Source organism: Micromonospora sp. NBC_00858 (assembly GCF_045207365.1).
Taxonomy (GTDB): domain Bacteria; phylum Actinomycetota; class Actinomycetes; order Mycobacteriales; family Micromonosporaceae; genus Micromonospora.
Window position 1 is genome coordinate 1,778,621 of sequence record NZ_CP108828.1, and the last position, 15,450, is coordinate 1,794,070.

13 protein-coding genes are annotated in these 15,450 nt (G+C 71.2%); 9 read left to right on the forward strand and 4 right to left on the reverse strand.

Annotation, left to right across the window (positions count from 1 at the left end):
• Nucleotides 1-163 precede the first annotated feature (163 nt).
• The 4 genes from OG990_RS08380 to OG990_RS08395 all read left to right on the forward strand — a co-directional run bounded on the left by OG990_RS08380 (nt 164) and on the right by OG990_RS08395 (nt 1,921).
• Nucleotides 164-394 carry a DivIVA domain-containing protein gene (locus OG990_RS08380; RefSeq protein WP_328415948.1) on the forward strand — a complete coding sequence of 77 codons (231 nt, stop codon included), beginning with the start codon at nt 164-166 and terminating at the stop codon, nt 392-394.
• Entirely contained in the window at nt 391-645 is a 255-nt protein-coding gene (locus OG990_RS08385; protein ID WP_355613030.1) for a hypothetical protein, read from the forward strand. Before OG990_RS08380 ends, OG990_RS08385 begins: the two co-directional genes overlap by 4 nt.
• Before the next feature lie 94 nt (nt 646-739).
• Nucleotides 740-1,294, forward strand: a complete 555-nt coding sequence (locus OG990_RS08390) for a hypothetical protein (protein WP_406079665.1) — start codon at nt 740-742, stop codon at nt 1,292-1,294.
• A 72-nt stretch (nt 1,295-1,366) separates the two neighbouring features.
• Nucleotides 1,367-1,921 (forward strand): dihydrofolate reductase family protein, encoded by a 555-nt coding sequence (locus OG990_RS08395; RefSeq protein ID WP_406079666.1) that lies wholly within the window; start codon nt 1,367-1,369, stop codon nt 1,919-1,921.
• A gap of 7 nt (nt 1,922-1,928) precedes the next feature.
• Here OG990_RS08395 and OG990_RS08400 read toward each other — a convergent pair whose 3' ends face one another.
• Nucleotides 1,929-4,958: a BTAD domain-containing putative transcriptional regulator gene (locus OG990_RS08400; RefSeq protein WP_406079668.1), complete on the reverse strand. Its 3,030-nt coding sequence runs from the start codon at nt 4,956-4,958 to the stop codon at nt 1,929-1,931.
• Nucleotides 4,959-5,062: 104 nt separating this feature from the next.
• Between OG990_RS08400 and OG990_RS08405 the strand changes: the two genes are divergently transcribed.
• Nucleotides 5,063-5,818: an alpha/beta fold hydrolase gene (locus OG990_RS08405; protein WP_406079669.1), complete on the forward strand. Its 756-nt coding sequence runs from the start codon at nt 5,063-5,065 to the stop codon at nt 5,816-5,818.
• Nucleotides 5,819-5,829: 11 nt separating this feature from the next.
• On the opposite strand, the gene OG990_RS08410 is transcribed toward OG990_RS08405, so the two are convergent.
• The 3 genes from OG990_RS08410 to OG990_RS08420 all read right to left on the reverse strand — a co-directional run bounded on the left by OG990_RS08410 (nt 5,830) and on the right by OG990_RS08420 (nt 9,019).
• Nucleotides 5,830-7,332 carry an RNA-guided endonuclease InsQ/TnpB family protein gene (locus tag OG990_RS08410; protein WP_406079671.1) on the reverse strand — a complete coding sequence of 501 codons (1,503 nt, stop codon included), beginning with the start codon at nt 7,330-7,332 and terminating at the stop codon, nt 5,830-5,832.
• Nucleotides 7,333-7,447: 115 nt separating this feature from the next.
• The gene (locus OG990_RS08415) at nt 7,448-8,482 is read right to left on the reverse strand and encodes an LPXTG cell wall anchor domain-containing protein (protein WP_406079673.1); all 1,035 of its coding nucleotides are present in this window, start codon (nt 8,480-8,482) and stop codon (nt 7,448-7,450) included.
• A gap of 225 nt (nt 8,483-8,707) precedes the next feature.
• The gene (locus tag OG990_RS08420) at nt 8,708-9,019 is read right to left on the reverse strand and encodes a glycosyltransferase family 2 protein (protein ID WP_406079675.1); all 312 of its coding nucleotides are present in this window, start codon (nt 9,017-9,019) and stop codon (nt 8,708-8,710) included.
• A 196-nt stretch (nt 9,020-9,215) separates the two neighbouring features.
• Here OG990_RS08420 and OG990_RS08425 point away from each other — a divergent pair, with 196 nt between their 5' ends.
• From OG990_RS08425 to OG990_RS08440, 4 genes are all read left to right on the forward strand, one after another.
• Nucleotides 9,216-11,090, forward strand: a complete 1,875-nt coding sequence (locus OG990_RS08425) for an adenylyl cyclase (RefSeq protein ID WP_406079677.1) — start codon at nt 9,216-9,218, stop codon at nt 11,088-11,090.
• Nucleotides 11,091-11,491: 401 nt separating this feature from the next.
• A complete protein-coding gene (locus OG990_RS08430; RefSeq protein WP_328415962.1) occupies nt 11,492-11,638 on the forward strand; it encodes a hypothetical protein in 147 nt (48 codons plus the stop codon).
• Nucleotides 11,638-12,900 (forward strand): YeiH family protein, encoded by a 1,263-nt coding sequence (locus OG990_RS08435; protein ID WP_406079679.1) that lies wholly within the window; start codon nt 11,638-11,640, stop codon nt 12,898-12,900. The genes OG990_RS08430 and OG990_RS08435 overlap by 1 nt, the downstream gene beginning before the upstream one ends.
• A gap of 159 nt (nt 12,901-13,059) precedes the next feature.
• Nucleotides 13,060-15,444, forward strand: a complete 2,385-nt coding sequence (locus OG990_RS08440) for a discoidin domain-containing protein (RefSeq protein WP_406079681.1) — start codon at nt 13,060-13,062, stop codon at nt 15,442-15,444.
• Nucleotides 15,445-15,450: the final 6 nt, after the last annotated feature.

Here is a 15,450-nt window from a genome sequence, read left to right on the forward strand (position 1 = left end):
CTCCCTGATTCCATGTCGCAACGCTGCGTTACGCGTTCTCGCAACACGTACGCGGTGCAGGAAAGAAAGTCAATGCACAACGGGGAAATTGCGGTGTAGGAAGTTGCGTCTTCGCTGCGCACGGTCACAGGATGACCACAGGCGACCAGGAAGGCGGCCCGACGTGAGTATCCGTCACCAACGACCACACTCGACGTACCCCGGCCTGCTGCCGTGGCAGGTGGGCGAGCGCCGCTTCCCGGCCGCCCGGCTCGGACGCCGCGGCCTCGACCCCGCCGAGGTGTACGCCTGGCTCGACCGCGTCGCCGTCGACATGGCCGCGCTGCACGCGGCCCTCGCCGAGAGTCGCCGGGAGGTCGCGCGGCTGCGGCTCGCGCAGGGTCGGCGGCGATGAGCCGGCGGTACGTCGTCCATCTGCCGGTCGTCGCCTCCGACCTGGCCGCCGCGCAGCGCCTGGCCCGGGTCATCGGCCGCTGGCTGACCCCGCTGCCGATGACGGACCCGGGGGAGACCACGGTGTCCGAGGAGGATCAGCAGTTCCTCCGCCACCGCGTCTTCTGCGACCTCCTGCTGCCCGGCGGCCGCCGCCGCTGCCTGCTCCGTGCCGACCATGACGGCCCCTGCTCGCGTCGCTTGCGTCGCTGAGCGCGGTCGCTGACGGGCCGGCCACCGCCGCCTTGGTCAGCCGGCACCCCGCCGTGACCGCGACCACCTCCGGCTCAGGCGTTATCCTGCGCCGGTGGAGGTCATGGCGGAGGGCGAGCGGTTGGCCGCCGACCTGGGCCGCTGGCTGGACGACCTGACCTTCGTCGACCTGGACACCGACGAGGTCACCGCGAGGGTGATCGAGTCGGTGGTGCGGTGGGCCGAGGCCCAGGGCTGGCGGGTCTACCGGCGCGCCCCCAGCGTCCTGCCGTTGCCACCGCCGCTGGAGCAGCGGCACTCCGTCCTCGACGTGGCGTGCGCCCGCCCCGACGGCCCGCCGGTGGTGGTCGAGGTCGACCACACCGACCGGGCCCGTACCTTGCAGAAGCTGCGGGCGGAGGCGGATGCCGGCCGCATCCCGATCTGGGTGCGGTGGGGAGTGGGCCGTTTCACCGTGCCGCCACCGCCGGTGCGGATGGTGACCTGCGAGGTGACCCGGCGCGCCGGGCCGGCCGGACGCGGGCGACTGCACAGCCGCACCGGCGACCGCCCCGCGCCGGCGCACTCGGTCGGTGGCGGCACGGCGGCCGCGCAGGCGTTGCCCATCCCGCTGACCGACCCGGTTACGGACGCGGGTAAGGGCACCTGAAGCGAATCGTAAGCGGGACCCGACAGAGTTCTGGGTGTCACCGAGAGCACCACCGACAACCAGGAGATCCCGATGCGCAAGCTCATCAACTCGACCTACATCACCCTCGACGGCGTCATCGAGAACCCCATGTGGACCTCGCCGTACTTCGAAGAGGAGGCCGCCAGCCTCGCCGGCGAACAGACCAACGCAGCGGACGCGATGCTGATGGGCCGGGCCACCTACGACGGCATGTCCGTCGCCTGGCCGAGCATGGACGAGAACGACCCGACCACCGGCGCCGCGTACTTCAACAACGTCAAGAAGTACGTCGCCTCGACCACCCTGACCAACCCCACCTGGAACAACACGGAGGTGCTCCAGGGCGACCTGGTCGAGGCGGTCACCAAGCTCAAGGCCCAGGAGGGCAAGGACATCATCCAGTACGGCTACGGCTCGGTCACCGCGCAGTTGGTCCGGGCGGGCCTGGTGGACGAGGTCCGGTTCTGGATCCACCCCGTGCTGGAGGGCGGCCCCAGCCTGACGACGCCGCTGACGGACATCAAGGCGTCGTTCGAGCTGGTCGACACCCGGGTGCACAAGAACGGCGTGATCATCGCCTCGTACCGGCCGAAGACGGCCGGCTGACCACCGATCAGAGCTGAGCCCGGGCCTCGCCCGGGCTCAGCTTCGCGCCCTCGGCGACCAGCGCGTCGAAGCGTTCCCGCCCCAGGGCAGCCAGCACGCGGGCTGCCACCCGGTCGGTGTCGTCGCGTTCCGCCGGGGCGGCCGGGGCCTGCGCGGCGAGCCGAGCGGCGGCCGCGGCGCCCAGCAGTCGGGCGGCGACCTCCGGGGAACGCACCGCCGACGCCATCCCCTCCAGGGTGTTGACGGCGTCCCGTGGGGTTGCGATCGCCACGGCGGCCTCGAACGCCTCGATGTGCAGGGCCAGCGCCGCATCCGGGTCGCCGCCCTGCTCGACCGCGTAGCCCAGCTCGACCAGGATCATCGGCAGGTAGAGCGCGGGCTGTGTCTCCGCGCGGCCCTGTTCGACGAGGTGGGTGAGGTGGGCGACGGCCACGTCGAGCTTGCCGTCGCGGCGGGCGGCCATCCCGAGGCTCATCTCCGCGAAGACCAGCGCACTGGGTGAGGCCTGCTCCACCGCGAGCTGGTACGCGCGCTCGGCCAGCTCCCGGCCCTGCGCGTAGTCGCGGGTCTGCACCGCCAGCCAGGCCAACCAGGACAGCTCGCTGCACACCTGCGGCCACAGCGCCAGCTCCTCCGCCCAGCGCAGCCCCTCCCGGTGCAGGGCGGCGGCGCGCTCATGCTCGCCGCGCATGTCGGCCAGCCCACCCACCCACTCGGTCGCCTGGAGCCGGCCCCACCGGTCGCCGATGCTGGCGAACAGCGCGGCGCTGCGGGTCGCGGCGTGCTCCAGTGCTGCCTGGTCACCGTTGGCGTGCGCGATCTTGGCCCGGGAGCTGAGCACCGCGGCCTCGGTCCACGGGTCGGCGACGGCGGTGGGCAGCAGCTCCGATGCCAGGGCCAAATCGCTGTGGTCGATCACCGCGGTGGCCGCAAACCAGGCACCGCGGCCGTCCGGGTCGCCAGCCAGCGCGGCCCGGAGCTCGGCCGGCACGATCGGGTCGCCCTGCAACAGCGCGAAACCGACCCGCCAGGCCGCGGCGCGGGACTCGTGCTCGGGGTCGGGCATCGCCAGCGCCTGCCGCGCCTCGGTGAGCCGGCCACGCAGATACCAGTACCAGCTCAGCGCGATGGCCAGCCGCAGCCCGCCGCCGTGGACCAGCGCCGACCGCAGGTTCGCCGTCTCCGCGTCCAGCAGCGCCAGCCACCGCTGCTGGTCGCCGCCGCGCAGCAGCGGATCGGCGCGTTCGGCCAGCTCCGTGTAGTACGCGGCGTGCCGCGCGCGTACCTCTTCGGCGTCGGTCAGCCGGTCCAGGCAGAAGGCGGCAACCGATTCGAGTAGCCGGTAGCGAGGGCCCACGCCGGAGTCGTCCAGCACCACCAGCGACCGGTCGACCAGCCGGGCCAGCGTGTCCAGATCGGTCCGGCAAACCTGCTCAGCGGCCTCCGGGGTGCAGCCGTCACTGAACACCGCGAGCCGGGCCAGCACCAGCCGGTCGGTCTCGTCCAGCAGGTCCCAGCTCCAGCCGATCACCGCGGTCAACGTCCGTTGCCGCGGCGGCACGTCCCGCTGCTGGGTGGTGAGCAACCGGAACCGGTCGTCGAGCCGCTCCACCACGCCCAACACGCCCAGGGAGCGCACCCGGGTCGCGGCCAACTCCAGCGCCAGCGGCAGCCCGTCGAGGCGGCGGCAGAGCTGGGCCACCGCGGGCGCCGTCCGCCCGTCGAGGCGGAAACCGCGCTGCTGCGCGGCGGCGCGGGCGGCGAACAACCGGGCCGCCGCCGAGCGCCGGACCGCGTCCAGGTCGCCGTCCTCCGGCACGGACAGCGGGGGTACCTCCCAGAGCAGCTCCCCGGTGAGACCGAGCGGCTCCCGGCTGGTGGCCAGCACGCTCACCCCGGGCGCGTCCCGCAGCAGCCGGGCCACCAGCTCGGCGACCGGCTCGATCACGTGCTCGCAGTTGTCCAGCACGAGCAGCAGTTGTCTGTGGCGCAGCGCGGCGGCGAGCCGATCGGCGGCCGACAGGCTCGTGCCGGCGCTCTCGCGGGTGTCCAGCGCGCCGAGCACCTGCTCGGCGACGCGCGGGTCGCCGGCCGGCAGCGGGGCCAACTCGACCAGTTGGACGCCGTCCGGCAGGGACTGCGTGCGGGCCGCCTCGGTGGCCAGCCGCGTCTTGCCGACGCCACCCGGCCCGACCAGCGTGACCAGCCGCTGCCGCGGCAGCAGGGTACGCAGCTCGGCCAGCGCCTCGGCCCGGCCGACCAACTCGTCGAGCTGGGCCGGCAGGCTGTTGCGGATGATCGCGGCCTTCGGCGGCGCGCTCAGACCGGCGTCCTGTTCGAGGATCTTGCGGTGCAGGGCGACCAGCTCCGGCCCTGGGTCGAGGCCCAGCTCGTCGGCGAGCCGGTCGCGCAGGTCGGCGTAGCTGTCCAGCGCCTCGGACTGGCGGCCGGCCGCGTACAGCGCGCGGAGCTGCACCGCCCGCAGGCCCTCTCGCAGCGGGTGCCGGGCGACCAGCTCCGCGAGGTCGGCGGCGGCCAGGTCGTGCTCGCCCCGGGCCAGCCGGGCCTCGGCCAGCCGCTCGTGCACGGCGAGACGCTGCTCGGCCAGCCGGGTGACCTCCGCGCGGACGAACTCCGCGTCGGCCACGTCGGCGTACGCGTCGCCGCGCCACAGCGCGAGGGCCTCGGTCAGCCGGTCGACGTCGGTGCACCGGGTCAGCTCGGCGAACCGGTCGGCGTCCACCCCGCCGGCCCGCAGCAGGTACCCGGGTGACCGGGACTCGACCAGCTCGCGGGCGCCCGGCTCGGCGTCGTTGAGCGCCTTGCGTAGTTGGGACACCCGCACCTGAAGGGCGCCGGTGGGGTTCGCGGGGGCGTCCGCGCCCCACAGGTCGTCGATGAGGCGGTCCGCCGAGACCACCTGGTTGCGGTTGGTCAGCAGGTCGGCCAGCAGCGCCCGTACCTTGGTGCCGGGCACCACCACCGGCTCGCCGGCGTCGGTGGTGACGGCGAGCGGTCCGAGCACCCCGAACTGCACGGCGATCATCCTAGGGCTTGGCTCGACCCACACGCCCGAACCAAGCCCTTGCGCGGTAAGGCGACCTGAAGTTGACCGTAAGCGCTCCGGCGCACCGTGTGGGCATGGACATCCACCACGAAGAGCACGGCAACGGCGAGGGTCGCCCCCTGGTGCTGATCCACGGGGCGCTCTCCGGCATCGGCACCTCGTTCGGCGCGATCCTGCCGATCCTGGCGAAGACCCGGCGGGTGATCGCCGTCGAGTTGCAGGCGCACGGTCGCACACCGGACCTCGATCGTCCGCTGACCGTGGAGCACTTCGCCACCGACGTGGTCGAGCTGCTGGACCGCCTCGGCGTCGGGCGGGCGGACGTGTTCGGCTGGAGCATGGGCGCCGCGGTGGGGCTGCGCCTCGGCACCGATCACGCCGACCGGGTCGGGCGGCTGGTGCTCGCCTCGGTGAGCTTCGACGACGCCGGCCTGCACCCGGGGCTGCTCGACGGAATCCAGGACCTGCAACCGGAGCACCTGCACGGCTCGGAGTTCCACGAGGAGTACCTGCGGAGCGCGCCGGACCCGGCGGGCTGGGCCAACCTGGTCACCAAGATGAAGGTGCTGGACGCGAACCTGCCGCGATGGACCACCGAGCAGATCCGCGCGCTGGCCGCGCCCACGATGATCGTGCTGGCCGACGCGGACATCGTTCAGCCCGAGCATGCGGTGCGGATGTTCCGGCTGCTCGGCGGCGCGGTGCCCGGCGATTTGACCGGCCTGCCGGGGTGCCGGCTGGCCATCCTGCCCGGCACCACCCACACGACGATCCCGCAGCGCGCCGACTGGCTGGCCCCGATGATCGACGAGTTTCTGGACGAGGTCTAGTGCGGTGTCCACTAACGTTCACCGGGTGTTCCGGTGGGATGTTGTGGATCCTCGCCTTGGAGGGCGAGCGACTCCCCACTGGGTGGTGGGGCGGGCCTCCGCAGGCCAACTGATCCTCTCGCCGCCCGGGCTGGGCGGCGGGGGTCACGCCGGGACCGGCCGGCGCCGGGGAGGTTCCGGCCGGCTCGACGGTGCGTGACCACCCCAGGCAGCACAGGAACGGCTGTCGTGGGGGTGGTGGGTCCGCCGCCCGGGGTGCGGGTGGCGATGCTGGCCGCCGCGACGAGATCGCGGTGCCCGGAGAATCGGCAGTGGGGGCAGGACAAGGTGCGCCCACGGGGTTTCGGTATCCGGCGGTGGCAGGTGGGGCAGGTGGAGGAGGTGCCGCGTTCGTCGACGAGCCGCACAGTGATCCCGGCGAGGGTGGCCTTGTCGGTGAGGACCTGAATCAACCGGCCGATCTGCCACTGCCGCAGCCGCAGGTTGTGCCGCCGCCCCGCCGCGATGTCGAGCACCCCGCGGGGGTCGCCGACGTGCAGCACCCCAACCCGCTGACCCACCGCCCAGGACACGACAGTGCGGGCGGCCTCATGCTGGGCTTGGCGGACCCGCCGCCGGTGCCGTCCCTGCACCAGACGGGCCCGGCGGCGATACTGACGCCACCGCCGTGACCCCTTCTGGCCCGGTTTCGGTGCCCGCCGCGCCACCGCCCGGCGGCGGGCTTTGGTGTCGGCGAGGTGCATCCGGTGCTCCGCGCGGACCGCCCGCCCCGACACCAACAACCCGGCACCATCCGGCCCGGCCACCGCGTAGGGGTGGATGATTCCCAGGTCCACCCCGGCCACGCGCCCGGGGTTCGGCTCCTCGCCGGGCGAGTAGACAATCACCGGGACTTCGGCGGTCAGGTCGAGGAACAGCCGACCACCCTCACACAGCACAGTGACCGACCGGACCTGCTCCACCGGGTATGGCAGATCACGGGCCAGCCGCACCCACACCGGCTGCGCGCCTCTCGCGGTCGGGATCCGTACCCTGTGCCCGTCGATGGTGAAGGTGCCGTGATACCAGCGGACCGGCACCAACCCCCGCCGGCGGCGCGGAAACCGGGCCGACTCGTCACCAGCGCTACGGCGTTTCGCTGCCGCGAACCAGGCGTCGGAGAACCGGCGCAACACCGACCGGGCGCCCGTCGTGTCCAGCTCGCCGAACGTGCCCGGCCCCGACGTCGCCAACTCGCGGCACAACTCCTGGTAGCCGGCCAGTGGGGCGTCATGGCGGCGCCGCCGCCACGCGTTGACCTCCAACACGCACGCCCAGACGTCACCAGCCGAACGCAGCAGGCCGAAACACCGCCGTCGCTGCCCCGGCGTCACCCGCAACGCAATACGTGCCGTGCGATGCACCACCGGAGGGGCGGCAGGATCCCGACGGCGAGGCACGAACCGAACCCAACACCACCCGTACGACAATTCCCCGACCGACGCCAACCCGGCGAACGTTAATGGCCACCGCACTAGCTAGGACCAGCACAGTCGGGAAGTCGACTGGTACCGCGAGCTCCTGATTAGCACGTCAGAATGACAAACTCCGGGCACCGCATGCGGTGCCCGGAGTTTGTCGCCCTTCCGATCAGGCCTGGATGCGCACCATGCGGCGCAGCCGGCTGGCCCCGAGCAGGAGACCACCGGCGGCCAGCAGGCCGCCACCCAGGGACAGGATGTTGGTGGTGTTATCGCCGGTGACCGGCAGCTCCTGGTCGTGCTTGCCGTCCTTGCCGTCGTGCCGGTGGTCGAACTTGCCGTCCCGAATGCAGACGGTGACGGTGGCGGGGTCGGAGACGATCTTCTTGTCGTAGAAGGTGCCGGTCGCTCTGGCGGTGTTGACCACCTTGCCGGCCTTGACGTCCGCCCACGTCACCACGTGGGGGTGGACGGCGTGGCAGTCGGTGCTCGTGCCCGGGGCCAGCCAAGTGTTCTTGCAGGCCACCGGACCGGCGGTCTTGTCGTCGACGGCGACGTTCTTGATGGTCTCTGTGCCGGTGTTGGTCACCCGGTAGGTGTAGAAGATCTTGTCACCCTTGGAGGCGAAGCCGTCGTTCTCGCACTTTTTGCGGCAGTCCGACTCGATGCGGGCCTTCTTGTCGATCGACAGGCTGGCCTGCACCCGCTTGGCCTTGGTGGTGACGGTGAATTCGGCCTTGTTGGACGTTACCTTCTCCTTGCGGAACAGCCCGGTCGCTGTGGCGGTGTTGACCACCTTGCCGGCCTTGACGTCCGCCCTGGTGACCGTGTATTTGCCGGTGCAGGTGGCGCTTTCTCCCGGCGCGAGCTCAAGACCATGCTCGATCTCGGTGGCCGACTGTTTGGTGTCCTTGCAGGTGATGCCAGTGACCGTGTCGTCGGTGACGGTGATGTTGGTGATCGGGTAGTGCGTGCCGGTGCTCTGGTTCTTCACCGTGTAGGTGTAGGTGACCTTGTCGCCGGCCTGCAGACCGGTGGCCGGGGTTCCGGTCTTGATCAGCTCCAGCTTCGGATACACCTGCGGTTCCGGCGCGGCAACAGCCGGCGAGCCTGCCGTGAGCAGCAGGGCGCCGGCCAGCAACGCGAAGGCGCCCAGCCGCGTACGAATACCAACCCGTCTGCGCGACGCAGAGGTCTCGCTCATGTAAATCCCCCGTGTTGTGGATCAGTGACAATGGGGGCAACGAGCGCTATTGGAACATGTCACGCCAAGCGGGCGTGAATCCCCCACATGGTGGACGTCGTGGTGAGCTCACTACTTGGTCGCCGTAGCCGTGCAGGGCGGACGCGGATGGCCAGCAGTGGGTCGGTGCGCCGTGGCGAGACGCGCCTGCCTGTTACGGGCCCTGGTCAGCGGTGTACGCGTTGTTCAGCCGGTGGCAGCGCGACCGGACCCGATGTGCTGCCACTGGCCGAGTAGCCGTCGCCGGTTGGCGACCTTGACGTTGCCGGCCACCGCTCCTATCCGCGGGTCGTTGAACGGCTCGATCAGCCGCCGGATCGCATTCGGTTCGAAGACGGTGTCCGCGTCGAGGGTCACGATGATGTCGTGCGAGGCGTACAGGAGCCCGGTGTTGAGGGCGCTGGCCTTGCCGCCGTTGGGCTTGCGGATCACCCGGACGCCGTCGATGCCGGCCCGTTCGCTGTGCACGAGTCGATCCGCGTCAGCGCCTCCCCGCATCGCCACCATCATCGTCCATTCTCACCCGCCCGGGCCGAAGTTCGCGGGCCGGGGTCATAGCGTGCGGCCGATTTACCAGGTAGAAACATGCCAACCCCTTCGTCCCGGTCCAACCTCCGGCCGGAGGGATCAGAGAGCGCTCTCACGCCCCAGCTGTGCCGGGAGCACGCTCCGGCCAGCGGAGAGGACGAACCGCATGACAACCCAGCCCCGACGGGTGCGCCGGCGATCCGGACGCACCCTCATTCTCGCTCTGGTGCTGACCACCGCCGTCACGATGAGCAGCACCGCCGCCAGCGCCGGCCGGCCGACGCAGGGCGCCCCGGATTTCGGACCCAACGTCACGATCTTCGACCCCGGTATGCCGATCAGCGAGATCCAGCAGACCCTCGACGCGGCGCACGCCCGGCAGGTCGACAACGAGATGGGCACCGCGCGGCACGCCTACCTGTTCAAGCCGGGCACGTACGGCACGGCGGAGCAGCCGTTGCAGGCCAAGGTCGGCTACTACACCGAGGTCTCCGGTCTGGGTGCCTCGCCCACCGACGTCAGCGTCAACGGCAAGCTGGAGGTCTACAACCGCTGCCTGGCGGACGGCGGCACCGGCAACTGCCTCGCGCTGGTCAACTTCTGGCGCACCCTGTCCAATCTCTCGCTCACCATCAACGCGGCGGGCCAGGACGGCTGCCGGTCGTCGGCGAACTTCTGGGCGGTGTCCCAGGCGGTGTCGATGCGTCGGCTGAACATCAACGGCGGCGGGCTGTCGCTGATGGACTACTGCACCGCCGGCCCCCAGTTCGCCAGCGGCGGCTTCATCGCCGACTCGCGACTGCCGGCTACCACCAACGGATCCCAGCAGCAGTGGCTGACCCGCAACAGTGAGGTAGCCGGCTGGTCCAACGCGGTGTGGAACCAGGTCTTCGCCGGGGTCGAGGGCGCTCCGGACGACGCCACCTTCCCCGACCCGCCGTACACCACGCTGGAGACCACCCCGCTGAGCCGGGAGAAGCCGTACCTCTTCGTCGACGCCAAGGGCGGCTACAACGTCCGGGTGCCCGCTGCGCAGCGGGACAGCCGGGGCGTCTCCTGGGCCGACGGCCTGACGGCGGGGCGGACCATCGGAATCCGCGACTTCTTCATCGCGAAGCCGTCGGACTCGGTGCGCGTCATCAACAGCCAACTCGCGCGCGGCAAGCACCTGCTGCTCACCCCCGGCACGTACGACATCGCGCGCAGCATCGAGGTCCGACGCCCCAACACGGTGGTGCTCGGCATCGGGCATGCCACGCTCACCGCGGTGAACGGCGCCATTCCGCTGGACGTTGCCGGTGTGCCCGGCGTGGTCGTCGCCGGCGTCACGATCGACGCCGGCAGCGTCGAGTCGCCGGTCCTGCTGCGGGTGGGCCGGCAGCACGGGCACAACGCCAGCAGCGCGGCCAACCCGACCACGCTGTCCGACGTGTACTTCCGGGTCGGCGGCCCGCACATCGGCCGGACGAACACGGCGCTGGAGGTCAACAGCGACAACGTGCTCATCGACCACACGTGGGTGTGGCGCGGTGACCACGGCGTCGAGGGCTTCACCGAGGGCGTCAACGGCGACACGGAGCGCTGGCGCACCAACACCGGCCGCTACGGCGCCGTCATCAACGGCGACCATGTGACCGCCACCGGCCTTTTCGTCGAGCACTTCCAGCGGTACAACACGGTCTGGAACGGCGAGCACGGCACCACGATCCTCTACCAGAACGAGTTGCCGTACGACCCGCCGACGCAGGCCGACTGGATGAACGGCGCAGTCGAGGGCTGGGCCGGCTACAAGGTCGGCGACCGGGTACGCCACCACACCCTGTACGGCGGCGGGGTCTACGTCTTCAACCAGAACAACCCGTCGATCCACACCGAGAACGGCTTCGAGGTCCCGGTCCGGCCGGGCGTGCGGCTGCACCACATCATGACCGTCAACCTCAGCGCCGGAACGATCGACCACGTGGTGAACGGCGTGGGCGACGCGGCCGACATGACCAAGGTCGGCGTGCCGGTCTACCTCGCGCAGTACCCGCTGCCGTAGGGCAGGTCGGGCGTACCGACGGAGGGCCGGAGCCGGTGTGGCTCCGGCCCTCCGCCTGTCCGGCGGGGGTGGGGTCGACGGGTGGATGGAGAAACCACTCCCGTGGGCTTGAATTCCTATCGTCCCGATAGGAAAATGGGTGAATGCCGGTCGGTCCGTTCCTCACCTCCCGTCGGGTCGTGGACCTGATGCGGGTCGCCTCCGAGCTCTGTCCCAGCTCGACGACGACCGACTGAGCGCCGTCGCTGCCCGCACCCTCCGCCCGGCCCCGCTGCCACGTTCGGCGCGCCGACCCGTGTCCGGCGCCACCCGCCCGCTCGTCGAGGCCCTCGCGCGTCCGCGTTCCGCCCCCATCCCGATCCCGTCACGGCCGGATCGGTCCTTCCCCTCGGAGGTATGTCATGAGCACCGATCCGTCACCGTCCACCCCACCAACCGCGGGGGAGTCCCGGCTCGCGTTCAACGAGGACTGGGTGGCGACCATTCTCGGTCTGGTCCTGCTCGGTCTCGTCCTGCTCGGTGCGATCCCCGCCGGGCTGGTGCCCTAATGACCACCGAGGCGACCCGCACGGGCGATGAGCCCCGCACAACCGACGCCACCCACGCGACCGACGCCACCCACACGACCGACGCCACCCGCGCGGCCGAAGTGCCCGCTGACGCGGTCGAGCCCGCCTCGGACAGCGGGCCGCCGTCGACCGTTGACCCCGCCGGCCCCGCCGGTGTGGCGCGCGGCGGCACGTTCTGGGCCTGGACGGCGCTCGGCCTGGTGGTCGTGGTGGGGCTCGCCGCGCTCACCCGCTACCTTGAGCAGAACGTCCCCTCGTGGGCCGAGGGCACCGCCGTCGAGGACATCGGGGCGGCGATCGAGTACCCGGTCTACGCGATCCTGCTCGGCCTGCTCGGCAACGCCGCCGTCACCCTGCTCGGGTGGCGCGACCGGATCGCCGCCGCGTTCCGGACCGAGTTCTTCATCAAGACCGGTCTGGTGCTGCTCGGGGCGTCGATCAACCTGGCCGTCATCGCCAGTGCCGCCGGCCCGGCGATCGCCCAGGCGATCCTGCTGATCAGCGGGGTCTTCCTGTTCACCTGGTGGCTGGCCGGCCGGTTCGGGCTCGACGACAAGCTACGCGCGTTGCTCGCCTCGGCGGTGTCGATCTGCGGGGTCAGCGCGGCGATCGCCGCCGCCGGAGCCGTCCGGGCGCGACGCGAGCAGTTGGCCTACACAGCGAGTCTGGTGATCGTCTTCGCGCTGCCGTCCATCTTCATCCTGCCCTGGCTGGCCGACGTGTTCGGGCTCTCCGACGCGGTGGCCGGCGCCTGGATCGGCGGCAACATCGACACCACCGCAGCGGTCACCGCCGCCGGAGCGCTCGCCGGCGAGGAGGCGCTCCAGATCGCCAGCATCGTCAAGGTCACCCAGAACGCGCTCATGGGCGTGGTCGCCGTCGCCCTCACCGCGTACTTCACGTTGCGGGTGGAGCGTCAGCCCGGCGCGGCCCGACCGGGGCTGGGGGAGTTGTGGCGGCGCTTCCCGAAGTTCGTCCTGGGATTCGTTGCCGCATCGGTCATCGCCACCTGGTACCTCGACGCGGCGGGCGCGGACGGCAAGGCCACCATCGCCATCGTCAACGACCTGCGCGTCTGGTTCCTCATCCTGGCCTTCGTCAGCATCGGCCTGGAGGTCCGGGTCGCGTCGCTGCGGGAGGCCGGCTGGCGGCCTGTCGCGGTGTTCGCCAGTGCCACCGTGTTCAACCTGGCGTTGGCGCTCGGCCTGGCGTCCCTGCTGTTCCGCAACTTCGCGGCCTGAGTCGGCCTCGCCCCGCCGGGATCGCCCGGCGGGGCGAGGTGCCCGTTTCCTTCCGACCCGTTGACCAATATTTTCATCGATCAGTCGAACTCTTGCGAGTCCACTTTCACTACTGCCACGATGACCGTCAATGCCTTCCGTCCCGAAGGAGTGGTCGTCATGGCGGTCTCCCGCCGCAGGTTCGTCACATCGGTGGTGGCGGGGTCCGCCCTCGCCGCCGCCTCCACCACCGAGTTGCTCACCACCCTCGCCAGCCCGGCCCACGCCGCCAGTCCCCCCGGGGACGTGGTCGGCAAGGTGACGGTCGGCTACCAGGGCTGGTTCAGCTGCCCCGGCGACTCGGCGCCCATCGGCGGCTGGTGGCACTGGAGCCGTGACCGGTTCCAGCCGCCCTCGCCTGCCAACACCACGATCGTGTCGTGGCCGGACATGCGCGAGTACACCCGCAGCTACCCGACCGCCTACCCCAACCTCGGCAACGGCTCGCCGGCCACCCTCTTCTCCTCCTACGACCAGCAGACGGTGGACACCCACTTCCGGTGGATGCAGGAGTACGGCTGCGACACCGCCGCCCTGCAGCGGTTCAACCCGATGGGCGACGAGGGGCCGACCCGCGACGCCATGACGCAGAAGGTCCGCTCGGCCGCCGAGCGCTACGGCCGCAAGTTCTACATCATGTACGACGTCACCGACTGGTTGACCATGCAGTCGGAGATCAAGACCGACTGGACGACCAAGATGTCCGCGCACACCGCGTCCAGCGCGTACGCCCGGCAGAACGGCAAGCCGGTCGTCTGCATCTGGGGCTTCGGCTTCAGCGAACCCAGCCGGCCCTTCACCCCGGGGCCCTGCCTGGAGGTCGTCAACTGGTTCAAGGCGCAGGGCTGCTACGTCATCGGTGGCGTGCCCACCTGGTGGCGCCAGGGGATCGAGGACTCCCGCCCCGGCTTCCTCGACGTCTACCACGCGTTCAACATGATCTCGCCTTGGATGGTCTACCGGACCACCACCCTGGAAGGGCTCGACTCGTACTACAACAACGTCAACATCCCCGACATGGCCGACTGCGTGGCGCGCGGCATTGACTACCAGCCCTGCGTGATGCCCGGTGACCTCGCCGGAGGGCATCGCCGCCACGGCGACTTCTACTGGCGGCACATCTACAACATGGTCCGGCTCGGCTCCCAGGGCCTGTACGTGTCCATGTTCGACGAGTACAACGAGGGCAACCAGATCGCCAAGACCTCCGAGACCCAGGCCACCACCCCGGCCGGCGCGAACATCCGGGCCCTGGACGAGGACGGCGTGGCCTGCTCCTCCGACTACTACCTCCGCATCACCGCCGACGGCGGACGGATGCTCAAGGGACAGCTCGCTCTCACCCCCGTACGCCCCACCCAGCCGATGCTCGGTGGCCCGCCGACCGGCGGGAACCTGGCCGCCGGCCGGCCCGCCTCCGCGAGCAGCCAGAACGGTCCGTTCCCGGCGTCGAACGCGGTGGACTCCAATGCCGCCAGCTACTGGGAGAGCGGCAACGGCGGCTTCCCGCACTGGTGGCAGGTCGACCTGGGCGCCAGCCACCAGGTCGGTCGGCTCGTACTGCGGCTGCCCGCCGGCTGGGAGACGCGTACCCAGACCATCACCGTGCTGGGCAGCACCGACGGCGGCTCCTTCGCCACCATCACCCCGGCCGCCGGGTTCATCTTCGACCCGGCGACCGGCAACACCGTCACCCGCACGCTGCCGACCACCACCGCCCGCTATGTCCGGCTCAGCATCGGCGGCAACACCGGCTGGCCGGCCGGGCAACTCGCCCAGGTCGAGGTGTACGCCGCGACCGGCGGGCCGGACACCCCACCGACCGCGCCGAGCGGCCTCACGGTCACCGGGCGGACGGCGACCAGCGTGTCACTGGCCTGGACGGCGTCGACCGACGACACCGGGGTGAGCGGCTACCAGGTACGCCAGGGCGGCACAGTGGTCGCCACCGTCACCGGCACCACGGCGACGGTGAGCGGGCTCAGCCCGTCCACCGGATACAGCTTCACGGTTACCGCGCGGGACACCGCGGGCAACACCTCCGCCCCGTCGAACGCGGTCACGGTCACCACGGACGCCCCGGCCAACGCGGACCTCGCCCGGGGTCGGCCCACCGCGGAGAGCGGCCACACCCAGAGCTACGGATCGGGCAACGTGGTCGACGGCGACCCGAACAGCTACTGGGAGAGCGTCAACAACGCCTTCCCGCAGTGGGTCCAGGTCGACCTGGGCGCGGCGCGCACGGTCGGGCGGGTGGTGCTCAAGCTGCCACCGGCGGCGGCCTGGGCCACCCGGACGCAGACCCTCGCGGTGCAGGGCAGCACCGACGGGGCGAGCTTCGGCACGCTGGTCGCGGCGGCCGGGCGCACCTTCAACCCGGCCACCGGGAACCAGGTGACGCTCACGTTCACCGCCGCGCAGACCCGCTACCTGCGGATCACCGTCACCGGCAACACGGGCTGGCCGGCCGGGCAACTGGCGGCACTGGAGGTCTACACGAGCTGACCGCGA